The sequence below is a fragment of the Flavobacterium sp. HJJ genome (genome assembly GCF_015351475.1).
Taxonomy (GTDB): domain Bacteria; phylum Bacteroidota; class Bacteroidia; order Flavobacteriales; family Flavobacteriaceae; genus Flavobacterium; species Flavobacterium marginilacus.
This window is the reverse complement of the sequence record NZ_JADKPR010000006.1, coordinates 205,616-224,494: the sequence shown is the minus strand read 5'-3', so window position 1 is coordinate 224,494 and position 18,879 is coordinate 205,616. Positions and strand designations below refer to the sequence as shown.

Annotated in this window: 18 protein-coding genes; 9 read left to right on the top strand and 9 right to left on the bottom strand. The window is 33.0% G+C overall.

Going from position 1 to position 18,879, the window contains the following annotated elements; translation table 11 throughout:
* Window positions 1-110: 110 nt before the first annotated feature.
* Genes IRZ80_RS07305 through IRZ80_RS07295 form a run of 3 tightly spaced genes read right to left on the bottom strand, consistent with a single transcriptional unit; the run spans window position 111 to window position 2,705 of the window.
* Window positions 111-1,196, bottom strand: a complete 1,086-nt coding sequence (locus tag IRZ80_RS07305) for a glycosyltransferase (protein ID WP_194640889.1) — start codon at window positions 1,194-1,196, stop codon at window positions 111-113.
* Entirely contained in the window at window positions 1,193-1,600 is a 408-nt protein-coding gene (locus tag IRZ80_RS07300; protein WP_410504217.1) for a sugar 3,4-ketoisomerase, read from the bottom strand. Before IRZ80_RS07300 ends, IRZ80_RS07305 begins: the two co-directional genes overlap by 4 nt.
* Window positions 1,584-2,705, bottom strand: a complete 1,122-nt coding sequence (locus IRZ80_RS07295; RefSeq protein ID WP_194640887.1) for a glycosyltransferase — start codon at window positions 2,703-2,705, stop codon at window positions 1,584-1,586. Before IRZ80_RS07295 ends, IRZ80_RS07300 begins: the two co-directional genes overlap by 17 nt.
* Before the next feature lie 30 nt (window positions 2,706-2,735).
* On the opposite strand from IRZ80_RS07295, the gene IRZ80_RS07290 reads away from it, so the two are divergent.
* Complete coding sequence (locus tag IRZ80_RS07290) at window positions 2,736-3,872, top strand: glycosyltransferase (RefSeq protein WP_194640886.1); 1,137 nt, start codon at window positions 2,736-2,738, stop codon at window positions 3,870-3,872.
* A gap of 15 nt (window positions 3,873-3,887) precedes the next feature.
* On the opposite strand, the gene IRZ80_RS07285 is transcribed toward IRZ80_RS07290, so the two are convergent.
* The 6 genes from IRZ80_RS07285 to IRZ80_RS07260 form a co-directional block, all read right to left on the bottom strand.
* Window positions 3,888-4,643, bottom strand: coding sequence for an acyltransferase (locus IRZ80_RS07285; RefSeq protein ID WP_228520831.1), 756 nt, complete (start codon window positions 4,641-4,643; stop codon window positions 3,888-3,890).
* Window positions 4,636-6,123 (bottom strand): O-antigen translocase, encoded by a 1,488-nt coding sequence (locus IRZ80_RS07280; protein WP_194640885.1) that lies wholly within the window; start codon window positions 6,121-6,123, stop codon window positions 4,636-4,638. Before IRZ80_RS07280 ends, IRZ80_RS07285 begins: the two co-directional genes overlap by 8 nt.
* Before the next feature lie 3 nt (window positions 6,124-6,126).
* A complete protein-coding gene (locus IRZ80_RS07275; RefSeq protein ID WP_194640884.1) occupies window positions 6,127-7,239 on the bottom strand; it encodes a DegT/DnrJ/EryC1/StrS family aminotransferase in 1,113 nt (370 codons plus the stop codon).
* Window positions 7,236-8,213: a GNAT family N-acetyltransferase gene (locus tag IRZ80_RS07270; RefSeq protein WP_194640883.1), complete on the bottom strand. Its 978-nt coding sequence runs from the start codon at window positions 8,211-8,213 to the stop codon at window positions 7,236-7,238. The genes IRZ80_RS07275 and IRZ80_RS07270 overlap by 4 nt, the downstream gene beginning before the upstream one ends.
* Before the next feature lie 128 nt (window positions 8,214-8,341).
* On the bottom strand, window positions 8,342-8,944 hold the full coding sequence (locus IRZ80_RS07265; protein ID WP_194640882.1) for a trimeric intracellular cation channel family protein: 603 nt from the start codon (window positions 8,942-8,944) through the stop codon (window positions 8,342-8,344).
* A gap of 31 nt (window positions 8,945-8,975) precedes the next feature.
* Window positions 8,976-9,719 (bottom strand): RDD family protein, encoded by a 744-nt coding sequence (locus IRZ80_RS07260; RefSeq protein WP_194640881.1) that lies wholly within the window; start codon window positions 9,717-9,719, stop codon window positions 8,976-8,978.
* 20 nt (window positions 9,720-9,739) lie between these two features.
* On the opposite strand from IRZ80_RS07260, the gene IRZ80_RS07255 reads away from it, so the two are divergent.
* From IRZ80_RS07255 to IRZ80_RS07220, 8 genes are all read left to right on the top strand, one after another.
* Entirely contained in the window at window positions 9,740-10,711 is a 972-nt protein-coding gene (locus IRZ80_RS07255) for a stage II sporulation protein M (RefSeq protein ID WP_194640880.1), read from the top strand.
* Window positions 10,704-11,651 (top strand): hypothetical protein, encoded by a 948-nt coding sequence (locus IRZ80_RS07250; RefSeq protein ID WP_194640879.1) that lies wholly within the window; start codon window positions 10,704-10,706, stop codon window positions 11,649-11,651. Before IRZ80_RS07255 ends, IRZ80_RS07250 begins: the two co-directional genes overlap by 8 nt.
* The gene (locus tag IRZ80_RS07245; protein WP_194640878.1) at window positions 11,644-12,405 is read left to right on the top strand and encodes a DUF4129 domain-containing protein; all 762 of its coding nucleotides are present in this window, start codon (window positions 11,644-11,646) and stop codon (window positions 12,403-12,405) included. The genes IRZ80_RS07250 and IRZ80_RS07245 overlap by 8 nt, the downstream gene beginning before the upstream one ends.
* Window positions 12,398-13,597, top strand: coding sequence for a DUF4350 domain-containing protein (locus IRZ80_RS07240; protein ID WP_194640877.1), 1,200 nt, complete (start codon window positions 12,398-12,400; stop codon window positions 13,595-13,597). The genes IRZ80_RS07245 and IRZ80_RS07240 overlap by 8 nt, the downstream gene beginning before the upstream one ends.
* Window positions 13,598-13,674: 77 nt before the next feature.
* Complete coding sequence (locus IRZ80_RS07235; RefSeq protein WP_194640876.1) at window positions 13,675-14,682, top strand: AAA family ATPase; 1,008 nt, start codon at window positions 13,675-13,677, stop codon at window positions 14,680-14,682.
* A gap of 154 nt (window positions 14,683-14,836) precedes the next feature.
* Window positions 14,837-16,363, top strand: coding sequence for a S41 family peptidase (locus tag IRZ80_RS07230; protein WP_194640875.1), 1,527 nt, complete (start codon window positions 14,837-14,839; stop codon window positions 16,361-16,363).
* A 26-nt stretch (window positions 16,364-16,389) separates the two neighbouring features.
* Window positions 16,390-17,721, top strand: coding sequence for a DUF58 domain-containing protein (locus IRZ80_RS07225; protein ID WP_194640874.1), 1,332 nt, complete (start codon window positions 16,390-16,392; stop codon window positions 17,719-17,721).
* A gap of 206 nt (window positions 17,722-17,927) precedes the next feature.
* On the top strand, window positions 17,928-18,713 hold the full coding sequence (locus tag IRZ80_RS07220; protein ID WP_194640873.1) for a TrmH family RNA methyltransferase: 786 nt from the start codon (window positions 17,928-17,930) through the stop codon (window positions 18,711-18,713).
* Window positions 18,714-18,879 lie beyond the last annotated feature (166 nt).

The following is an 18,879-nucleotide window of genomic DNA, read 5'->3' as shown; positions in this document are numbered from 1 at the left end:
AAAAAATGATTTTAAAATCTGTGAATCGGTGGCAAAAATTTTTTTAGAAGCTAAAGCGAGATGCACTGAAAGTGCATAGTTTTAAACTCTATTTGAGATCAATAAAAGAATTAGCGCAGGCTTTCAAAAAAATTCTGCCATTCTTTCATAATTATTTCCAAATCATAAACAGCAACACTTTCTTTGGCTCTTTTCCCCATCTGAAACCGCAGATTCTCATCTTCAATAAGCAATTCCAGTTTTTCTGCAAAAAAATTTACATTTCCGTCTTCTATTAAAAAACCATTCTCTCCATTTTTAATAATTGCTCGTGGACCGGAAGGACAATCATAAGCAATGCAAGGAACACCCGAAATCATTGCTTCGAGCAATACCATAGGAAAGGCTTCGGATCTGGAAGTCATTAAAAAAATAGAAAATTGATTGTAGCTGTTTTGGATATCTTTGGTTGGCAAAAGAAAATTCACATTATCCGAAATATTTAAAGTATCAGCCATTTTTTGATATTCAGAATTAAGTTCCCATTTTCCATAAATATCCAGGATCCAATCAGAATGTTTTTCAACTATTTTACTCCAGACCAACAGCAATCTGTCAAGACCTTTAATATATGGATTCATGCAAACGGACATTGCTTTTTTATTAACTAAATCCGCTTTTTCTGCAACCGAAAAACTCACGGGATTAGAGATAATAATATTTTTTTTTGCATTCCACTCTTTACTTTCTTCATTGGTTACCGCCACAAAACAAGTGAATTTCTCCATTGTTTTCTGCTTAATGAAATGAACCAATTCAGCCCGAAACTTAGTGTATAAACTTTTGTTTTTTACTTTTTCAAAAGAAACTGAAAAATGGGTTTCAAAAACCATTGGAATGTCCGTTTTTACAAACCACGGAATAAACAGCCATAAAACAGCGTCACAAATTACTATGACATCTGGTTTTTCTGTGGAAATTATCTTTTTTATTGAACGAATATAACTTTGTAAAAAGAATAGATTTTTAGATTTTTTAATATTAAACCATTTTATTGCAGGATTAAAATCGTAAAAACAATCGGGATAAGAATCATTTACGGAAAGAATACAAACTTCATATTCCAAATTGGACACTAAATAATCTGTCTTCAAAGAAATAACACGGGAAATCCCGCCAGAGTCTGTAATATCAGGTGTTATGTATAAAATTTTCATTTTTTTGATGCCAAAAATTCATCAAAATCCCTAATATAATCCTCTTCATCAAAAACATCTGATGCCAAAACAAGACAAACTGCTCCTGAAGAAAAATTTTCAAGCTCTCTCCAAAAACCATTAGGAATCAACAAACCAATATTGGGTTTGTTCAACAAATAGCTTTTTTTACTGCTGCCGTCATGAATGGTTACTTCAAAACTCCCGCTCAAAGCAACAAGAAGCTCCATTTGCTCGATATGCGAATGCCCGCCTCTAAAAGCTGTACTGGGCACATCAAAAAGATAATAAACCCGCTTGAATTCAAATGGCAGGAAACCGCTTTCTATAACGCCTAAATTTCCTCGAATATCTTCAATAACGGGGATTTTAAACAACTGTATTTCTTTACTCATTTCCTTCATTTTTTTTAATCTGCATTAAATCCAGCCATTGTTTTCCAATCTTATCTAAAGAAAAATGCTGAATACTCTCTAATGCATTTTTTTTACAAAAAAGATACAAGTCTTTATCTTCTATTAATAAATTTATTGCTTCGGTTAGTTTTTTAAAGTTTTGATTTTCTACCAAAATACCATTTTTTTCATGAATAATCATTTCACTAGGTCCGGTTTCACAATCAAAAGCCACAACTGGAATTTCGCAGGCCAATGCTTCAAGAATCACATTAGGAAATCCTTCGTTGAGACTGCTCAAAACCAAATAAAGAGCTTTTTTTAAATATTTATATGGATTATCCTGAAAGCCTAAAAGATGCACATACTCATAAACAGCATTGTCTTTTGCAGTTTTTTCAAGTTCTTCTCTATTTCCATTTCCTAAAATGATAAGATGAATTTCTTTTTTTGACAGAATAGAACCTGCATAACTCTGAATCAATTTATCAAACTGTTTTATGGAATTTTCATACTGCCCAACAGCTATTATATACTCAAAATCAACAGCAATGATTTCATTACTGCGCTCATTTACTTCATCTAAATTAATTGGATTGGGAATTGTTATAACATTTTTCAAATGATACTGATTCTCGATCAATTCCTGAACTTGATTTACAATCGTTACTGCTGCATAACTTTTTTTATAAATCAATTTCGCCAGCCAGACATTTTTAGGAATATAGTAATCAATTAAAAAACTATGAATCGTAAAAATAGTTTTAGCTTTATAAATAAACCGGGCTATAATTAATTCCTGAAAAACCTTTTTTCTAGGACGAAAATCAATGATGAAATCAAATTTATTTTCATTTAAATATTGTCTCAAAAAAAGAAGCCGCTTCAATTTATTGCCAAATCCATTCGAATCATTTTTAAGCTGGCCTAAATTAATAAGCCTGCCGGAATAGCAATAGCCTACAGAATCTAAAACGATTATATTATGGATTTCAATACCCGATTTTTCAAAAAAAAGAGACAGATTGGCCATCACTTTATCGCCTCCGCCTCCGCTCAAGCGATACCCGACTAAAGCTATTTTATATTTTTTTTCGGGTAATATCATTTTCATTTTATTATTTTCGTTTCAAATATAACACTAATGCGGATTCTACTTATTGGCGAATACAGTCTTTTACACAATTCTTTGAAAGAAGGATTGATAGAGCTTGGTCATGAAGTTATTTTGACAGCCAATAGAGATGGTTTCAAAGAATACGCAACAGATCATAACTACGAAGCCAAATGGCTCACTATCAAATTACTTAATATTCCCAGAAAAGCAATTTACCGTATTTTCAATTTTGATTTTGCGAGCATCGAAACAGGTATCCGCTTTTATTTTTTCCTTCCAAAATTAAAGAATTTTGATGTCGTACAGTTTATCAACGAAGCTTCCATAAAAACTCCCAAAAAGTTTGAACTTTTTTTAATGAATAAAATATACGAAACCAACAAAAAACTTTATATGGTTTCCACCGGAATTGACTATTCTACATTAAAGTTTTATATCGAAAATAAATCGAAAAAATCAATCCTGCAGCCTTATTTTCAAAATCCAAAACAAGATAAAGAATTCAAACCTTTTTTTGATTATTTTGATAAAAATCATATCAAAATACATCATTTTATAAAAGAAAAATTTAACGGAATTATTGCTTCCGATTTTGATTATGTTGAAGCCAATAAAGTCAATACTAATTATTCCGGCTTTATTCCGTGTCCAGTAAACACAAAAAAATTAGTTTTCAAAGAATTAATTATCGAAGATAAAGTCATTATTTTTCTTGGTATTAACAAATGGAGTTATCATCAAAAGGGCATAGTGTTCTTTGAAAAAGCATTAGAAATAATCCAGAAAAAATTTAAAGATAAAGTAGAAATCATCACTGTCAATACCATTCCCTATCCTGTTTATATTGAACTCTACAACAAAGCACATATTATGCTGGATCAATTATACTGCTGTGACCAAGGCTACAATGCACTCGAAGCCATGGCAAAAGGAAAAGTAGTTTTTACTGGTGCCGAAAATGAATTTACAGAACATTACAATATTAGCGAAAGAGTATGTGTAAATGCTATTCCTGATGTCGATTATCTGGTGAAAGAGCTGTCTTTTTTAATCGAAAATCCATCAGAGATTGTAAAAATTGGCAAAAGAGCCAGAGCTTTTATAGAAAAAGAGCATGATTATATAAAAGTTGCGGAGAAATATTTAAAAACATGGGAAAGCTAAGCTGAAACCAATAAATTAAACAATCAAGGATTGATCTAAAAGTTCTCTTTCGCCTTCCCAATCTCTTGAAATATTCTTTCTAATCAAACCTGCCGGAATACCTCCAATGAGAATGCTGCTTCCAAACAAAGTATAATCTTTATTACACAGACTATTCGATGCAATGGTACAATAATTGGGTGTTACTGTATCTTTCATAACAGAAACCCTGCTCCCGACATAATTGTAATTCCCAATCAAAATTGGACCATTCATATCGAATTTTTCCTTTGTTTCGGTATCAAACATTGGATGAAAGTTAGTGTCTATTATTTGAGATTCAGATCCAAAACGAGCGTAATTCCCCAAAATTACTTTCTCCAAACAGACTAATTTTGCATTTGAGCCTAATGATGACATATGACCAAATTCGCAATATCCATCACCTCCGATGAAGATAAAATAATCCTTGCCAAACTGTACATGCCCTTTAAAAACAGCTTTCCCCTCGATATTAATTTCGGCTATTCCTTTATGCCGTGTATTCATTTCATAAGGCTGGCCAAAGCCAATCATACCTCTTTTAATATTTCCCTGGATTTCAAAATTCCCTTTAATACAAGTAAGCTTTACACTTCCGTAAAAAAAGATTGGCAGTTTTTTTGCAATGCTGAAAGGAAATTTTTTAAAATTAAAATACAGTGTTTTTGTCCAGTTTACTGAATAATAAAGCTTCAGTTTCTTAAAGACTTTTTTAAATTTTCGATAATAAAATTTCAAACTGTCAGTCATTTTTTCTTTTTAGTATTGAATTTAAAAAATTTCTCAATTCTACTTTTTTATTAATCTGAAATAACACAAAAATCAGCGACATCAAAACCATAAGTGACATCAGACTATACTTTAAAATTGGATCGCCCAAATATCTTAACAAAAAAGTAACCGCACACATCACGAAGCAGATAAAATAAACGAGATAAAAATCGGAGTCGAAATAAAAATTATATCTCTTTTTGGTAATTATTTTAAGTGCAATGAAATGAATAATATAGTAAACAAAGAAACTAAATCCTGCACCTTCAAGACCACAAAAGTAATAACCGAAAACAGTCAAAGCAAAAGACAAAATACTAAATCCAACAGCAGTTCTAATAAACATTTTCGAATCTCCCTTAGCCAGCAGCACAAACCCCATAGACCATGAAACGGCTCTAAACAACATACCCAATATCCCAAAACACACCATTGGTATTACTGCATTAAATTTTGGCGTGTAAATAATTTTCACAATAAGCGGAATAAATGTCAAAAATAAAATTATTATTGGAGTGATAATAAGAATGGATACAAATGACTGCTCAGCAACGCTGTTTCTAACTTTTACATTATCATCATTTACAGCTGCTAATTTTGGAAAATAATCCGTGCTCATTACCGTAAAAATAACTCCTACATAAGAATTCAGCAGTGTAAAACCTGCATTATAATATCCCACCTGCTCCAAACCTCCCTGTTTCCCGATGTAAACCTGAATTAAATAAGCCGCTAACAAAGTAAACAGACTGCTCACCGTCATCATTATTCCAAGCCGGACAATGCTTTTTCCTTCAGCTTTCCATTCTTTATTTGGTATAATAATCTTTTTAAATTTTATTTTTTTAGAATACAAAAAAGCGAAGAATAAAGCTGATAACGATGTTATAATAATAGTTGGAAGAATGGCATCTATTCCTAAAAAATAATAAAAAGGAACAGAGAATAATAATCCAAATAAATTTCCGTAGAAATTAGCCTGCGCCAAAAGTTTCATTCTCCGCAATCCCTGCAGGACTACAAGTTCTCCGGACGCCAGCTGTTTCAACAGTAAAGTCACCGAAAGAAAAACAAATGAAAAGGTATGATCAGAATTTCCGAAAGTCAATATACTTAACCATTTTGACAAAACAAGAGTAATTACAGTTCCAAAAATTCCAGTAATTACTGCCAGTTTTTTTATAGCCGTAACTATCGGTGCTGCAGAATCTATATCAGCTTTTATATAATTTTCGGAAACATGCTTTACAGAGCTGGTTTCAATTCCTAAACTGGTAAAACTGCTGATTACCGATAGCGTCGAATTTAACAATGAAATAATTCCCATCCCGGCAGGACCGATAAATATGGCTATTAATTTGGTCCGTATCACCGAAAAAATAATTGTGAAAAATTGTACTCCTCCAAAAAGAGAAGCTGTTTTTAGAATCTGCTGATATGAAGTTTTACTATCAGACACTACTTATTGATATTGATTTAAAATCCTGATGATAAAACTCACTTCATCAGCTGTTAAGACAGGACTTATGGGCAGACTCAGCACTTCCTGATGAATCTTTTCAGTTATAGAAAAAGATAAATCATTCCAAGATTCAAAAGACTTCTGCTGATGCGGCGGAATTGGATAATGAATCATTGTTTCAATATTATTTGCTGCTAAATAATTTTGCAGATCGTCTCTGTTTTTGGTCCTAATGACAAAAAGATGAAAAACATGGGATTTCTTTATTTCTCTCAATGACAAGGCTGGCAGAATAATTTTTCCATTTTTAATTTCAGACAAATAGCGTTTTGCGATTATTATTCGTCGTTCATTATCTGCATCTAAATTGGGTAATTTCAAATTTAAAAAAGAGGCCTGCAGTTCGTCCAGTCTTGAATTAACACCAATAAAATCATTTTGATATTTAGTTTCCGAACCATAATTCCGCATAGCTCTAATGACTTTCGCTAAATCCGTATCATTAGTAATAACAGCTCCACCATCTCCTAAACAACCTAAATTTTTACTCGGATAAAAACTATACGCTGCGCTTGATTGCAGATTTTTGATTGCAGATTTTTGATTGCAGATTGCTCCCGCAGATTGTGCAGCATCTTCTACAACAATTAAATTATTTTGTTCTGCGATTTCGTTTATAACATCCATTTCTGCTAATTGTCCATATAAATGGACAGCTAAAATGGCTTTGGTTTTTGATGTTATTTTTTCCTGAATTAAAGCAGGATTGATATTGTAAGTTTCCGATTTTGGCTCAACTAAAACCGGTACTAAATCAGCCTGAAGAATAGCAAGTATGCTGGCGATATAAGTATTGGCAGGAACAATTACTTCGTCACCTTTCTGCAATTTTCCTAATTGGATATACCCTTTAAAAATCAGAACCAAAGCATCCAGACCATTTCCAACACCTATACAATGCTTTGCGCCACAATAGCTTGCAAAATTAGCTTCAAACTCCTGAACTTCTTTTCCTAAAATATACCAGCCCGAGTCCAATACCGATTTCAGTTTTTCCTGAAAAGCGGTTTCATACCGTTCATTTATTTTTTTTAAGTCTAGAAATCTGATCATTTTAATACGTTTTCAAGTTTAGAAAAATGAACCGTTTCTACTTCATAAAAATCATGAATAATCATATTTGCTCCAAAACTTTCTTTCCAATACGATAATCCATTATTGAGCATTTTTCCATGATTTTCATTGGATATTCCAAAATCAAAAAAACGCTTATGGGCAAATACATTGTTTATTAAATGATTATACAGAAAATCTAAACTTCCGAGATTTTCCTGCTTTTCATATTTTGAAATGTATTGGCAGTGCGCCACATTATCTGATTCAAAAATAGTACTTCCTGCTACAATTTCATTATTATAATACACATTAAACTGTCGTATATTTTTATCAAATAAACTTTTCAGCAATTTAATTTCAGTAAGAGTGTGAACAGGTTCTGCCTGGTGACGTGCTTCTAAGTTAGGGATTAAAACCTGATTCCAAAACGGTTCAAAATCAATCTCTTCTTTTATGATTAAACCATTATTTTTTCCTTTTTGAATGCAGCGCTTTCTTATTTTTGAAAACTGATAGGGTTTGGACAAATCGATTACTGCCAATGTATCTCTTCTGATTAATTGAGCTTCGGCCAAAAACAATGCATAATTTAATTCTTCGGCTGGCTTTTTATGATAGATATGCGGAATAGTTTTTATCTGGATTTTGGCAATTTTATTTTCATTCAAATAGAATAAAACCGCTTTGAAAATGAGTATTACCGAAGCTAACTTTAAATTCTCTCTGTAAACCAAACCTCCGTAAGTCAAGCCCTGATGTGAATAAACAAACTCTCTTGATTTATTGGCTGGCAAAACTGCCACAAGCTTTTCGTTTTTGTAAATCATCAAAGAGTAGTCCTCAAAACGGTCTTTATGATACTCCATAAAATCGCGGTGAAACAAAAAAGCGGCATTCTTTGCTTGACTTACTAAAGTATTCCAGCCGTCATAATCACTTTCCTGATATTGCCTTACGCTATAATTTTTCACCTTTGAATATTAAAGACTGGAAAAGTACACAATTAGGGCAATATTCGAAATAGTAATGGAGAAAAACCTAATACAATTTTTAATTGACAAAAACAGAATATCGATTTCAGACTAAATATCTGAATTTATTATTTATGTTCCAAAGGAGCCAGATGCCATTTGTATTTTACGGCCAGCAGACGGATTATGATAATTATGGATGATGTGGCGAGATACAGCACGTCATTTTCTACATTCATTTTTCGAAGGGCAAAAAATACGATTCCGCCAAAAATACAAATCGTTGCATAGACTTCTCTACGGAAAATTACCGGAATTTCGACGCATAAAATGTCACGGGTAACACCGCCAAAACAGGCGGTCATAGTCCCTAGCGCAATGCAGATAACGGGATGAAGATGATAATCAATTCCTTTTTGGATTCCAATTAAAGTAAAAACTCCTAATCCGATGGTGTCAAATAAAGCGAGTGAGGTCCGAAGTCTATCTAATTTTTTTCTAAATATAATTGCCAAAATAAATCCCCAGACAATTACGTATACATATGTCGGATCCTGCATCCATCCTACTGGAGTTCTCCCGATCATGACATCACGCAGGGTCCCGCCCCCGACAGCAGTTACAAATGCGATGATAAAAACGCCAAACGGATCCAGCTTTTTACTCATAGCAGCTAATGCTCCAGACATTGCAAATGCCATTGTTCCTATGATGTCGAGTAAGTGAAACATATTTGGAGGTTGAATTTTAAAACTTTAAAGACTACATGTTTTGAGTATAAAAATTGTAATCTTTCAAAATGGTTCTTATAAACTCAATTTGATTATTCGTCTGCATTTTAATACCTGTAACCGACTGAATTTTTTGAGACAATTTTAAAACGGTTTCCATATCATTATTTTTTTCGGCAGTTAGAAAAGTTTCCTTTATAATCCGCATATCATTATCTGACAGCTTAATAACCAATGGATAGACAGGCACATAGGTTTCACCTATTTCCTCTAATATTGTACTATTGATTGATATATTGTTTTTCAGTGTTATAATAGCTGTTCCTGCTGCCATATCGCCCATTCGCTGGGTTTTGTTACTGATGCATATTGATACTAATCCAATTAATCCGCCAAGCATGTTGTTTTCGATGATTCTAAAAAGCCAACGGATAAGATAATCTCCAAAACTGGCCTGATAACCGTCAATTTTAACGACTTTTATCTTTACTATTTTCTTACCGATGGTCTGTCCTTCAAAAATACTTTCCAGTGTCACGGAATAGATCATTACAGGAAAAAAAAACAATATCAATATTGCAAAACCAGACCAAAAATCCATTCTGTCCATGATTCGTGAGATACCCAGCAGATTAAAAAAGACATATGCGACAACAATAACATAGGCCGCTTTAACAACAAAATCCAGCAGACTAGCCAGCATTCTCTCGCCAACAGAAGCTGCCTTAAAATTTATTATAACATTTTGTGTTGTGTTTATAGATAATTCTGACATAATTCCTATTTTAGCACTTGATGAGAGAAATTGCATTTATAAAAGCGAACAAAAACAAATGGCTTGAATTTGAGCAGGCTATTTTTGGTAAAGCTAAAAAAAATCCTGATGAAATGGCAAATTTATACATTCAATTAATGAATGATTTGTCATACGCCCAGACTTATTACAGCAAAAGCAAAACGGTTGTTTATTTAAACTACCTAGCGTCCAGCATTTATCAAAAGATATACAAGACCAAGCGCACTGAAAGCAATAGATTGGTTTATTTTTTCAAAACCGAAGTACCACTCATTATTTATGAATACCGTAGGTATCTGGTTTATGCTTTTTTACTTTTTTTTGTGACTGTTTTTATTGGAACAGTTTCTGCCAGATACGATGCTGATTTTGTCCGATTAATTCTTGGAGATGGCTACGTCAATGAAACCCTGGAAAATATCAAAGCTGGAAATCCGGTTGCTATTTATAAATCAGGAAGCAATTGGGGCAGTTTTATTGGTATCACCGTCAATAACCTGCGTGTTGGAATGATGTGCTATATTTTTGGAATCTTTGGAGGCATTGGCACTTTTTATATTTCATTGCAGAATGCCATTATGCTGGGTTCGTTTCAATACTTTTTCTTTCAGCAGGGGGTTTTCTGGAAAAGTGTCCGAGGTATCTGGATTCATGGTGCCATGGAAATTTTTGGAATTGTAATAGAAACCGCTGCAGGTTACATTCTGGGAGCCTCTATCTTATTCCCAAAAACATATTCGAGAATGAATTCATTTAAAATTGGCTTCAAGAACAGTTTCAAAATACTGCTAAGCACTGTTCCTTTTACCATAGCTGCAGGATTTCTGGAAGGTTTCATCACCCGTTATTCTATCGATATGCCCAACTGGCTGAGCAGTTTTATTATTTTGTTTACTTTATCTATTATTTCCTTTTACTATTTGATTTATCCATTTATAATTCACAAAAAAACCAATAAGCCTCATGTTTGAACTTTACAAAGAACGCAATTTAAGCGACAATCTCTCCGACACAATTACTTTTTTCAAAACGTTTGGAAAACATTTTTTCAAAAACTTTTTTATCATAAACGGAATCTTCTTAATGATACTAATGGTTTTGATCTATTTTATTTCCAAAATATACACGGAAGTACTTTTTTCCAATGCAAATAATTTTGCTAATAATCCGAACTATCTTTCCAATTTCATAAGTGAGAATATTTTTCTTGTACTGGGAGGCTTTATAACAGCTATTATACTGATCGCTATTTTATCGATGCTCAATATTACTTTCCCAATTGTTTATTTGAAATTATTTGAAAAAGAGCATCACACCAATTTTTCTACGCAGGAAATCATTAATGAATTGAAGAAAAATATTGGAAAAATGATTGCCTTTTTATTCGGAACCGCTTTTGTCATAGTGCCTCTAGCTTTCATTATTTTTGGTGTCTTAATACTGCTTTGTTTTATCCTCATCGGAATTCCATTGGTTTTCATTGCCATTATTGGTTTTTCTTCATGGATAATGCTTTCGTATCATGATTATATTCTAAATGACGTAGGTTTTTTCAAAGCATTGTCAAATGGATATTATCTGCTGAAACTAAAATTCTGGACCATTGTAGGCACTACTTTTTTAATGATGATGCTGGTTCAGATTATTCAGGGAATAATCACTATTGTTCCCTATATGTTTATGATGGGTTCAATGTTCGTTTCGTCACAAAACGCAGGTTCACAAGCTGAAAATTTTTCTACTTTAGGAATTCTTATGACGGTTATAATGGTACTTTCGGTAGTATTAAGTTATATATTTAATAATTTCATTGTGATTAATCAGGGACTTATTTATTATAGTCTGCATGAAGACACTCAAAACTACACCACTAATAACCAAATTGATTTAATTGGCACAGACGTTGAATAAATTTTTTCTATTAATTTTCTTTTTCTTTTACTTCAATGCTGGAGCAAAAGATTCATTGGCTGCAGCCAAAAAAGAAAAAATTATTTTCACAGAAAAAGATATTGTAATAGATACTGCTTCTGTCACAGCAAAATCATTCCCTGAAAATTTCAAAAAAAAGTATACTGATACTGATTTTATATATGAATTCAAAACTCCAGAAAAAAATGCCTGGGACCGTTTCAAGGAATGGCTCTCCAATTTTTTAAAAAAATTATTTAGCATAAGTGACAATAAAACTTCCTCGCTTTTAGTAGATATACTTATAAGAGTAATCGCAATTGCCGTTGTTATTACAGTGATTTATATGATTGTAAAAGCGATAATGAATAATGAAGGACAATGGGTTTTTGGTAAAAACTCAGATAAAAAAATAATTAATTATGATGAAATAGAGAAAAACCTGCATCTAGCAGATTTCGAAAAACTCATTCAAAGCAGTTTAGAATCAGGTGAAAAAAGATTGACAGCAAGATACTATTATCTTTGGCTGCTTAAAAAAATGTCCGACAGACAAATCATCGAATGGGATATAGAAAAAACAAACTCCGATTATCTTTATGAAATAAAGAACCAAGCCCAAAAAGAGGATTTTGCCTATTTGTCATATTTATATAACAACATTTGGTATGGCGAATTCGAACTGGACGACAGCACTTTTGAAAAAACCCGAAGTGCTTTCGAGAAATCTATAAAAAAAGTCAGCAATGGGTAAAACACTAAAAATATATATCTTCCTTTTAGCTGTGCTTCTAGTGGCTATTGTTGTCATTGATATTAATCGTCCCAAACCTATTGATTGGACTCCTACCTATTCCATAAAGGATAAAATCCCTTATGGAATGTATGTTTTTGACAATGAAATTGGCTCACTTTTGAAAAATCAAAGTATAGAAAAATTCAGCAATACCCCTTATGAGTATTTTGACAGCGATCCTTATCTTGACACACTGATATCCAGCAACAAGAAAAAAGGAACTTTCGTCAGCATTTCCAAAATTTCAAATTTGGACGACCAGTCAATAAACACAATTTGTTCTTTTGTAAGACAGGGCAACAGCGCTTTTATCAGTTCGGAAACCATTCCGAATTCCTTGTTGGACAGCCTGAATCTAGTAATGGACAGTGAGTATAAATATTCTGACAGCATTTATAACTGGGTTGCCAATAAAAAATTAGGGACTCAAAAGTATAAAATCATTGAAGGCGTTAACAATAATTATTTTTCAAAAATCGACACGCTGAACACTACTGTTTTAGGCTATCAAAATGGGGATAGTGCCAGAGTAAATTTTATAAAAGTAAAGTATAAAAACGGTGATTTTTACCTGCACACACAGCCTGTTGCGTTTACAAATTTTCATTTATTAAAAGGAAATCATCACGAATATGCAGAAAAAGTCTTATCCTATATTCCAAAAGGAAACGTGTTTTGGAGCATCAAAGACCAAAATGGAGAAGTCATTTCAAACTCTCCTATGCGGTATATCCTAAGCCAGCCGGCACTCAGATGGGCTTGGTATATTTTCCTTATCGGGATGCTTGTTTTCATATTTTTCAATGCCAAACGAAAACAAAGAGTTGTTCCTATTATCAAACCGCTGACCAATACCACGGTTGATTTCACAAAAACCATCGGAAATCTGTATTATCAGGAAGGAGATCACAACAATATTATCGACAAAAAAATCATTTATTTTCTGGAAAAAATCCGAAACGAATACTTAATTGACACTAATAAGCTGGATGATGATTTTATCAAAAAACTGCACCATAAATCAGGGAAAGACTTAGCCAGCATTCAAAATGCGGTGTATTTGATTAATTTATACCGAAAAAGCAATTACCTGAGTGTTGAATCCGATTTAATTCATATTAACGCAGCAATAGAAAAAATACTGAATTAAATTAACCTGCCCAAAAATCTAAAAACCGCAAAATCATTAACCGCTCTGCCAAAAAAGCAACATAATTAAAGAAATATATGGAAGATATAACCACAACTGAAAATATGACCGAAAGCGTAAATTTTCAATCCCGAATCAACTTGGAACCGCTTTTAAACAGTATCAATGCTATTAAACAAGAACTCGAAACTGTTATCGTGGGGCAGAACAAAATGATTGATCAGCTGCTGGTCGCTATCCTGTCCAATGGTCATGTTTTGCTTGAAGGTGTTCCGGGCGTTGCCAAAACGATTACAGCAAAACTTTTGTCCAAGACTTTAAACATTGGATTCAGCCGGATTCAGTTTACACCTGATTTAATGCCTTCTGATATATTAGGAACTTCCGTTTTTGACCTGAAAAAATCAGAATTCGAATTCAAAAAAGGACCCATTTTCTCCAACTTGATTTTGATTGATGAAATCAATCGTGCTCCTGCAAAAACTCAGGCAGCCCTTTTTGAAGTTATGGAAGAACGCCAAATTACAATTGATGGCGTGACCTATGCTCTTGACACGCCTTTCTTGGTTATTGCAACCCAAAATCCAATTGAACAGGAAGGAACCTACCGCTTGCCAGAAGCACAATTAGACCGTTTTTTATTCAAAATTTCTATCGAATATCCAAAAATAGACGAAGAAATTGCCATAATCCAAAGAGAACATTTACTACAGAACCAAGGCAAACTGGACAATATTAAAACCCTGCTTTCATCGGAAGAAATTAAGCAGTACCAAACATTGGTCAAACAAATAATTGTAGAACAAAACCTGCTGGAATACATTGCTAAAATTGTGGTTAACACTCGTGAAAACGCCTTTTTATATCTTGGTGCTTCGCCTCGTGCTTCGATTGCTATTTTAAACGCTGCCAAAGGTTTTGCTGCTATACGGGGCCGTGATTTTGTAACTCCGGAAGATATTAAGGAAGCAGCTATCCCTGTTTTACAGCACCGTGTGATTGTAACTCCTGAACGTGAAATGGAAGGAATTACGAGCATCGAAATTGTCAAGCAAATATTGGAGAGCGTGGAGATTCCGAGGTAGTAAAAACACTATAAACTCTGTCGAAGTTCAAAACTTTGACAGAGTTTGTAAAAATTTAATCTTTACGAACAACCCAATGAATAAAAAATCCCTTTTAGTTTCAATTATACTTTGTTTTATATTGGCTTCTTGTAGCAGGCAGAGTTTGCAAAAAATGACTGTAAAAACACCCAAAACTGACTATAAAAAATCAGCTGGATTTAATTCATTTTCAGACTTTCATAAAGATGCGCTTTACACCGTAGCTATTATAAAAGAAGCCTATCCGAGACTTTACAATAAAATACCTGATTTTGACGAAAAATCAAATCAATTTATAACAAAAGCATCACAAACAGTAAATGAGAAAGAATTTGACATATTGCTCAAAAAATTTATTTCCACACTTAAAGATGGTCATTCAAATTATTCAATAAATTTCAATAAATATGACAAAACTATATATGGTTTAGGACTTTATAAGGAAAAAGAAAGTTGGGTTATTGGAAATATTGACAAGGAAGTTGACAGTACAATAATTGGAAAAAAAATAATTTCAATCAACAATATTCCAATTAAAGTAATAGAACAAAAAATAATTGAATTTGAAAGTGGCGAAAATGAACATTGGAAATACTTTCAATTTCTTTCTCATTATTCTTATTGTTTCCCTTCCTATTGGGAAGCTATTGGCGTAATTACACAAAATAATAAAAAGTTAAATTTTGAAGTTGAAAATAATAATGGAAGAATTTCCAATTTTACATTAAATGATAAAGAAAAAAAAATAATTAAAGGATACAAAGTTAAAACACAAAAACCAAAATATCGATTTACATTTAAACAAAACAATGGATTTTATGACTCAATTTCCAAGAGCCAAAATTTTGCCTATTTGCAAATGAATAAATGTCTGGATTATGTAAGTGTTAAATCAGAAATAGGCAATTACACGAATTTTATCACCAAACCCATTGCTCTTAAACTTTTCATAGACAAAGACGTCAGGAATGCTAATTTTGGCGAATTCCTCCAATCTTTTTTTAAAAGAATACAAGAACAAAAAATTGATAATCTCATCATTGATCTGAGTTATAACACTGGAGGTGACGAACGACTCGGAAAACAACTTATTTGGTATTTAACAGAAAATGAACCCGTTGGATTCAAGGAATATATAAACAATTCGGAATATTTTAAAACCCAAATAAAAAATGATTATAAAAATTACAATGCTTTATATAAAGCAAAGTATCAAACAGATTTACCAAAAGGAGAAGTAAATATTACAGAAAAGCTATTCAACCAGCCCTATTTTGAAGATATTACCAAAGAAAATAGTCCTTTTTTTCTCGATAAAACAATACCTAAATTTAAAGGAAAAGTGTACCTCATTATTGGGCCTCAAACATTTAGTGCAGGACAGGTTTTAGCAACAACAATTGCAGATAACCATTTAGCCGTAATTGTCGGTAAACCATTAGGCAATAAACCAACTACTCAAACTGCTGGTTCAGCATTTAAATTACCAAATACCAAGAAGATTATTTCTTTGTCTTACGTATATGCTGAAAGACCGGATAAAGCAAAAAATCAAGAAAATTCATTATTTCCAGATATAGAAATTCACAATACTTATCAGGACTTTTTGAATGGAAATAATCAAATAATGGAATATATAGTTAAGCAAATACACAATTAATTCAAGATTTCCAGATTCCAAAAATTATGAAACCAATAAAAAATTTATACATCAACAATTTCTTTTTCTATGCGCTTTTGGGCGTTATGGGATTGTTCATTTTGGCCTTTATTTTCCCGGCCTTGTACAATGCCGCTTGGTATGTGCTGTTGGTTCTATTGACTTTTTTAGTTCTGGATATCATAATTCTGTTTTTTGCAAAAGACGGTATTGAGGGGACACGGATTATGTCTGAAAAACTATCAAACGGCGATGAAAATGAAATCAGAGTCAATATCAAAAACTTTTATACTTTCCCTGTTTCAGTAAAAATAATTGACGAAATCCCTTTCCAGTTCCAAGTCCGCAATTTTGAAATCAAACGAAAAGTAAAAGCGGCTTCACAAAACGAAATCCAGTATTATCTGCGCCCCACTGAGCGTGGCGAATATTCGTTCGGGAATTTGAATATCTACGTTTCTTCTCCTCTATCTTTAATTTCGAGACGGTTTCAATTCGATAACGGAAGAATAGTTCCGACATATCCATCCTACATTCAGTTACGAAAATACAGCCTGATGGCTTTTTCTAACAATTTGTTTCAATACGGCATCAAGAAAATCCGCAGGATAGGCCACACAATGGAATTTGAACAAATCAAAGAATACAATCAGGGAGATGATATAAGAACACTGAACTGGAAAGCAACGGCCAAGAAAAATGCACTAATGGTCAATCAGTTTCAGGACGAAAAATCGCAGTCAGTTTATATGATTATTGACAAAGGCCGTGTAATGAAAATGCCATTTAATGGACTAAGTCTGCTGGATTATGCCATCAATGCCACCTTGGTTTTATCGAATGTTATCTTGAAAAAACAGGATAAAGCAGGAATGTTTGCCTTTTCGAAAAAAGTAGAAAACCGGGTTTTTGCTGAAAGGCGCGCTTCGCAAATGCACAAAATTCTGGAAACCTTATATAACATCAAAACTGATTTTTTTGAAAGTGATTTCAGCCGTTTGTACACGGACATCAAAAAAAACATCAATCAAAGGAGTCTGATTATTTTGTACACCAATTTTGAAACGATGGACGCTCTGCATCGGCAGCTTCCTTATTTGAAAGGAATAGCAAAAAATCATTTATTGGTTGTAGTTTTCTTTCAAAACACAGAACTCAACGAAATCATCATCAAAAAAGCCGAAAATATTCAAGAAGTATACGACAAGGTAATCGCCGAAAAATTTGCATTCGAAAAAAGATTAATCGTCAACGAACTTAAGAAATACGGTATTTATTCTGTCCTTACCCAGCCGCAAAATCTGACTTTGGACACCATTAATAAATATTTAGAAATCAAAGCAAGGGGGATTTTGTAAAAATTTCAGACTGCAGATTTTAGATTTTAGATTGCAGATAGATCAGTATTCATAAAATAAAACTGCTTACACAGAACAAAATTTTCAACACAAATTACATAACAATTGCTCTGACATATTTCTAGTCAATACCGTTTCAATCAGGAGGTTTTTAGAATTTAAAAAATGGTAGTACCTTAGCACTTCATAACTAAGCATCTTTTCCATTGAAACAAATCGCCTCCATACAAAATCCGTTTATTAAATCTTTGGTCTTATTACAGGAAAAAGCAAAAGCCCGTAAACAATCAGGAACATTTTTGATTGAAGGGAAAAGAGAAATTTCGCTGGCTTTGAAAGGCGGATACGTAATAGAAACGGTTTTGTTTTTACCCGAAGTATACCCGGAAACCGAAACCCGAAAATTATCCGATAATGCCGAGTTAATTGAAATCAGCAGAGAAGTCTATCAAAAACTGGCATACAGAGATACCACCGAAGGAATTTTGGCAGTAGCCAAAGCCAAATCAATGCAGTTATCCGACTTACAGTTATCCGAAAATCCGCTGATTCTTATTGCGGAAGCTCCAGAAAAACCAGGGAATATTGGTGCATTATTGCGTACAGCTGATGCAGCAAATCTTGACGCCGTGATTATAGCCAATCCAAAAAGTGATTTGTACAATCCTAATGTTGTTCGTTCAAGCGTTGGCTGTTTGTTTACCAACCAGATTGCAACAGGAACTACTTCCGAAATTATTGCTTTTTTGAAAGAGCGGAACATTAATTTTTATTGTGCCACGCTGCAAAATTCTACTTCCTATCATACCCAGGATTATACATCGCCAACAGCATTGGTTGTTGGAACTGAAGCCACAGGCCTTACACAGGAATGGCGTGATATGGCAGCTCAAAATATTATTATCCCAATGCAGGGTGAAATTGACAGTATGAATGTTTCGGTAGCAGCCGCTATTTTGATATTTGAAGCGAAAAGACAAAGAGGTTTTTAGATTGCAGAATTTAGATCTCAGATTGCAGAATAATATCATGCAAGGTTTTTAAAATTAGATTTTTTAAAAGATTTTTTAATCTAAAAAAAATAGCCTCTTAATTCCCATATCTAAATTCTGCTCCACAAAACCTTTGCAAATCTCCTGAAAATTTCTTATTTTTAAG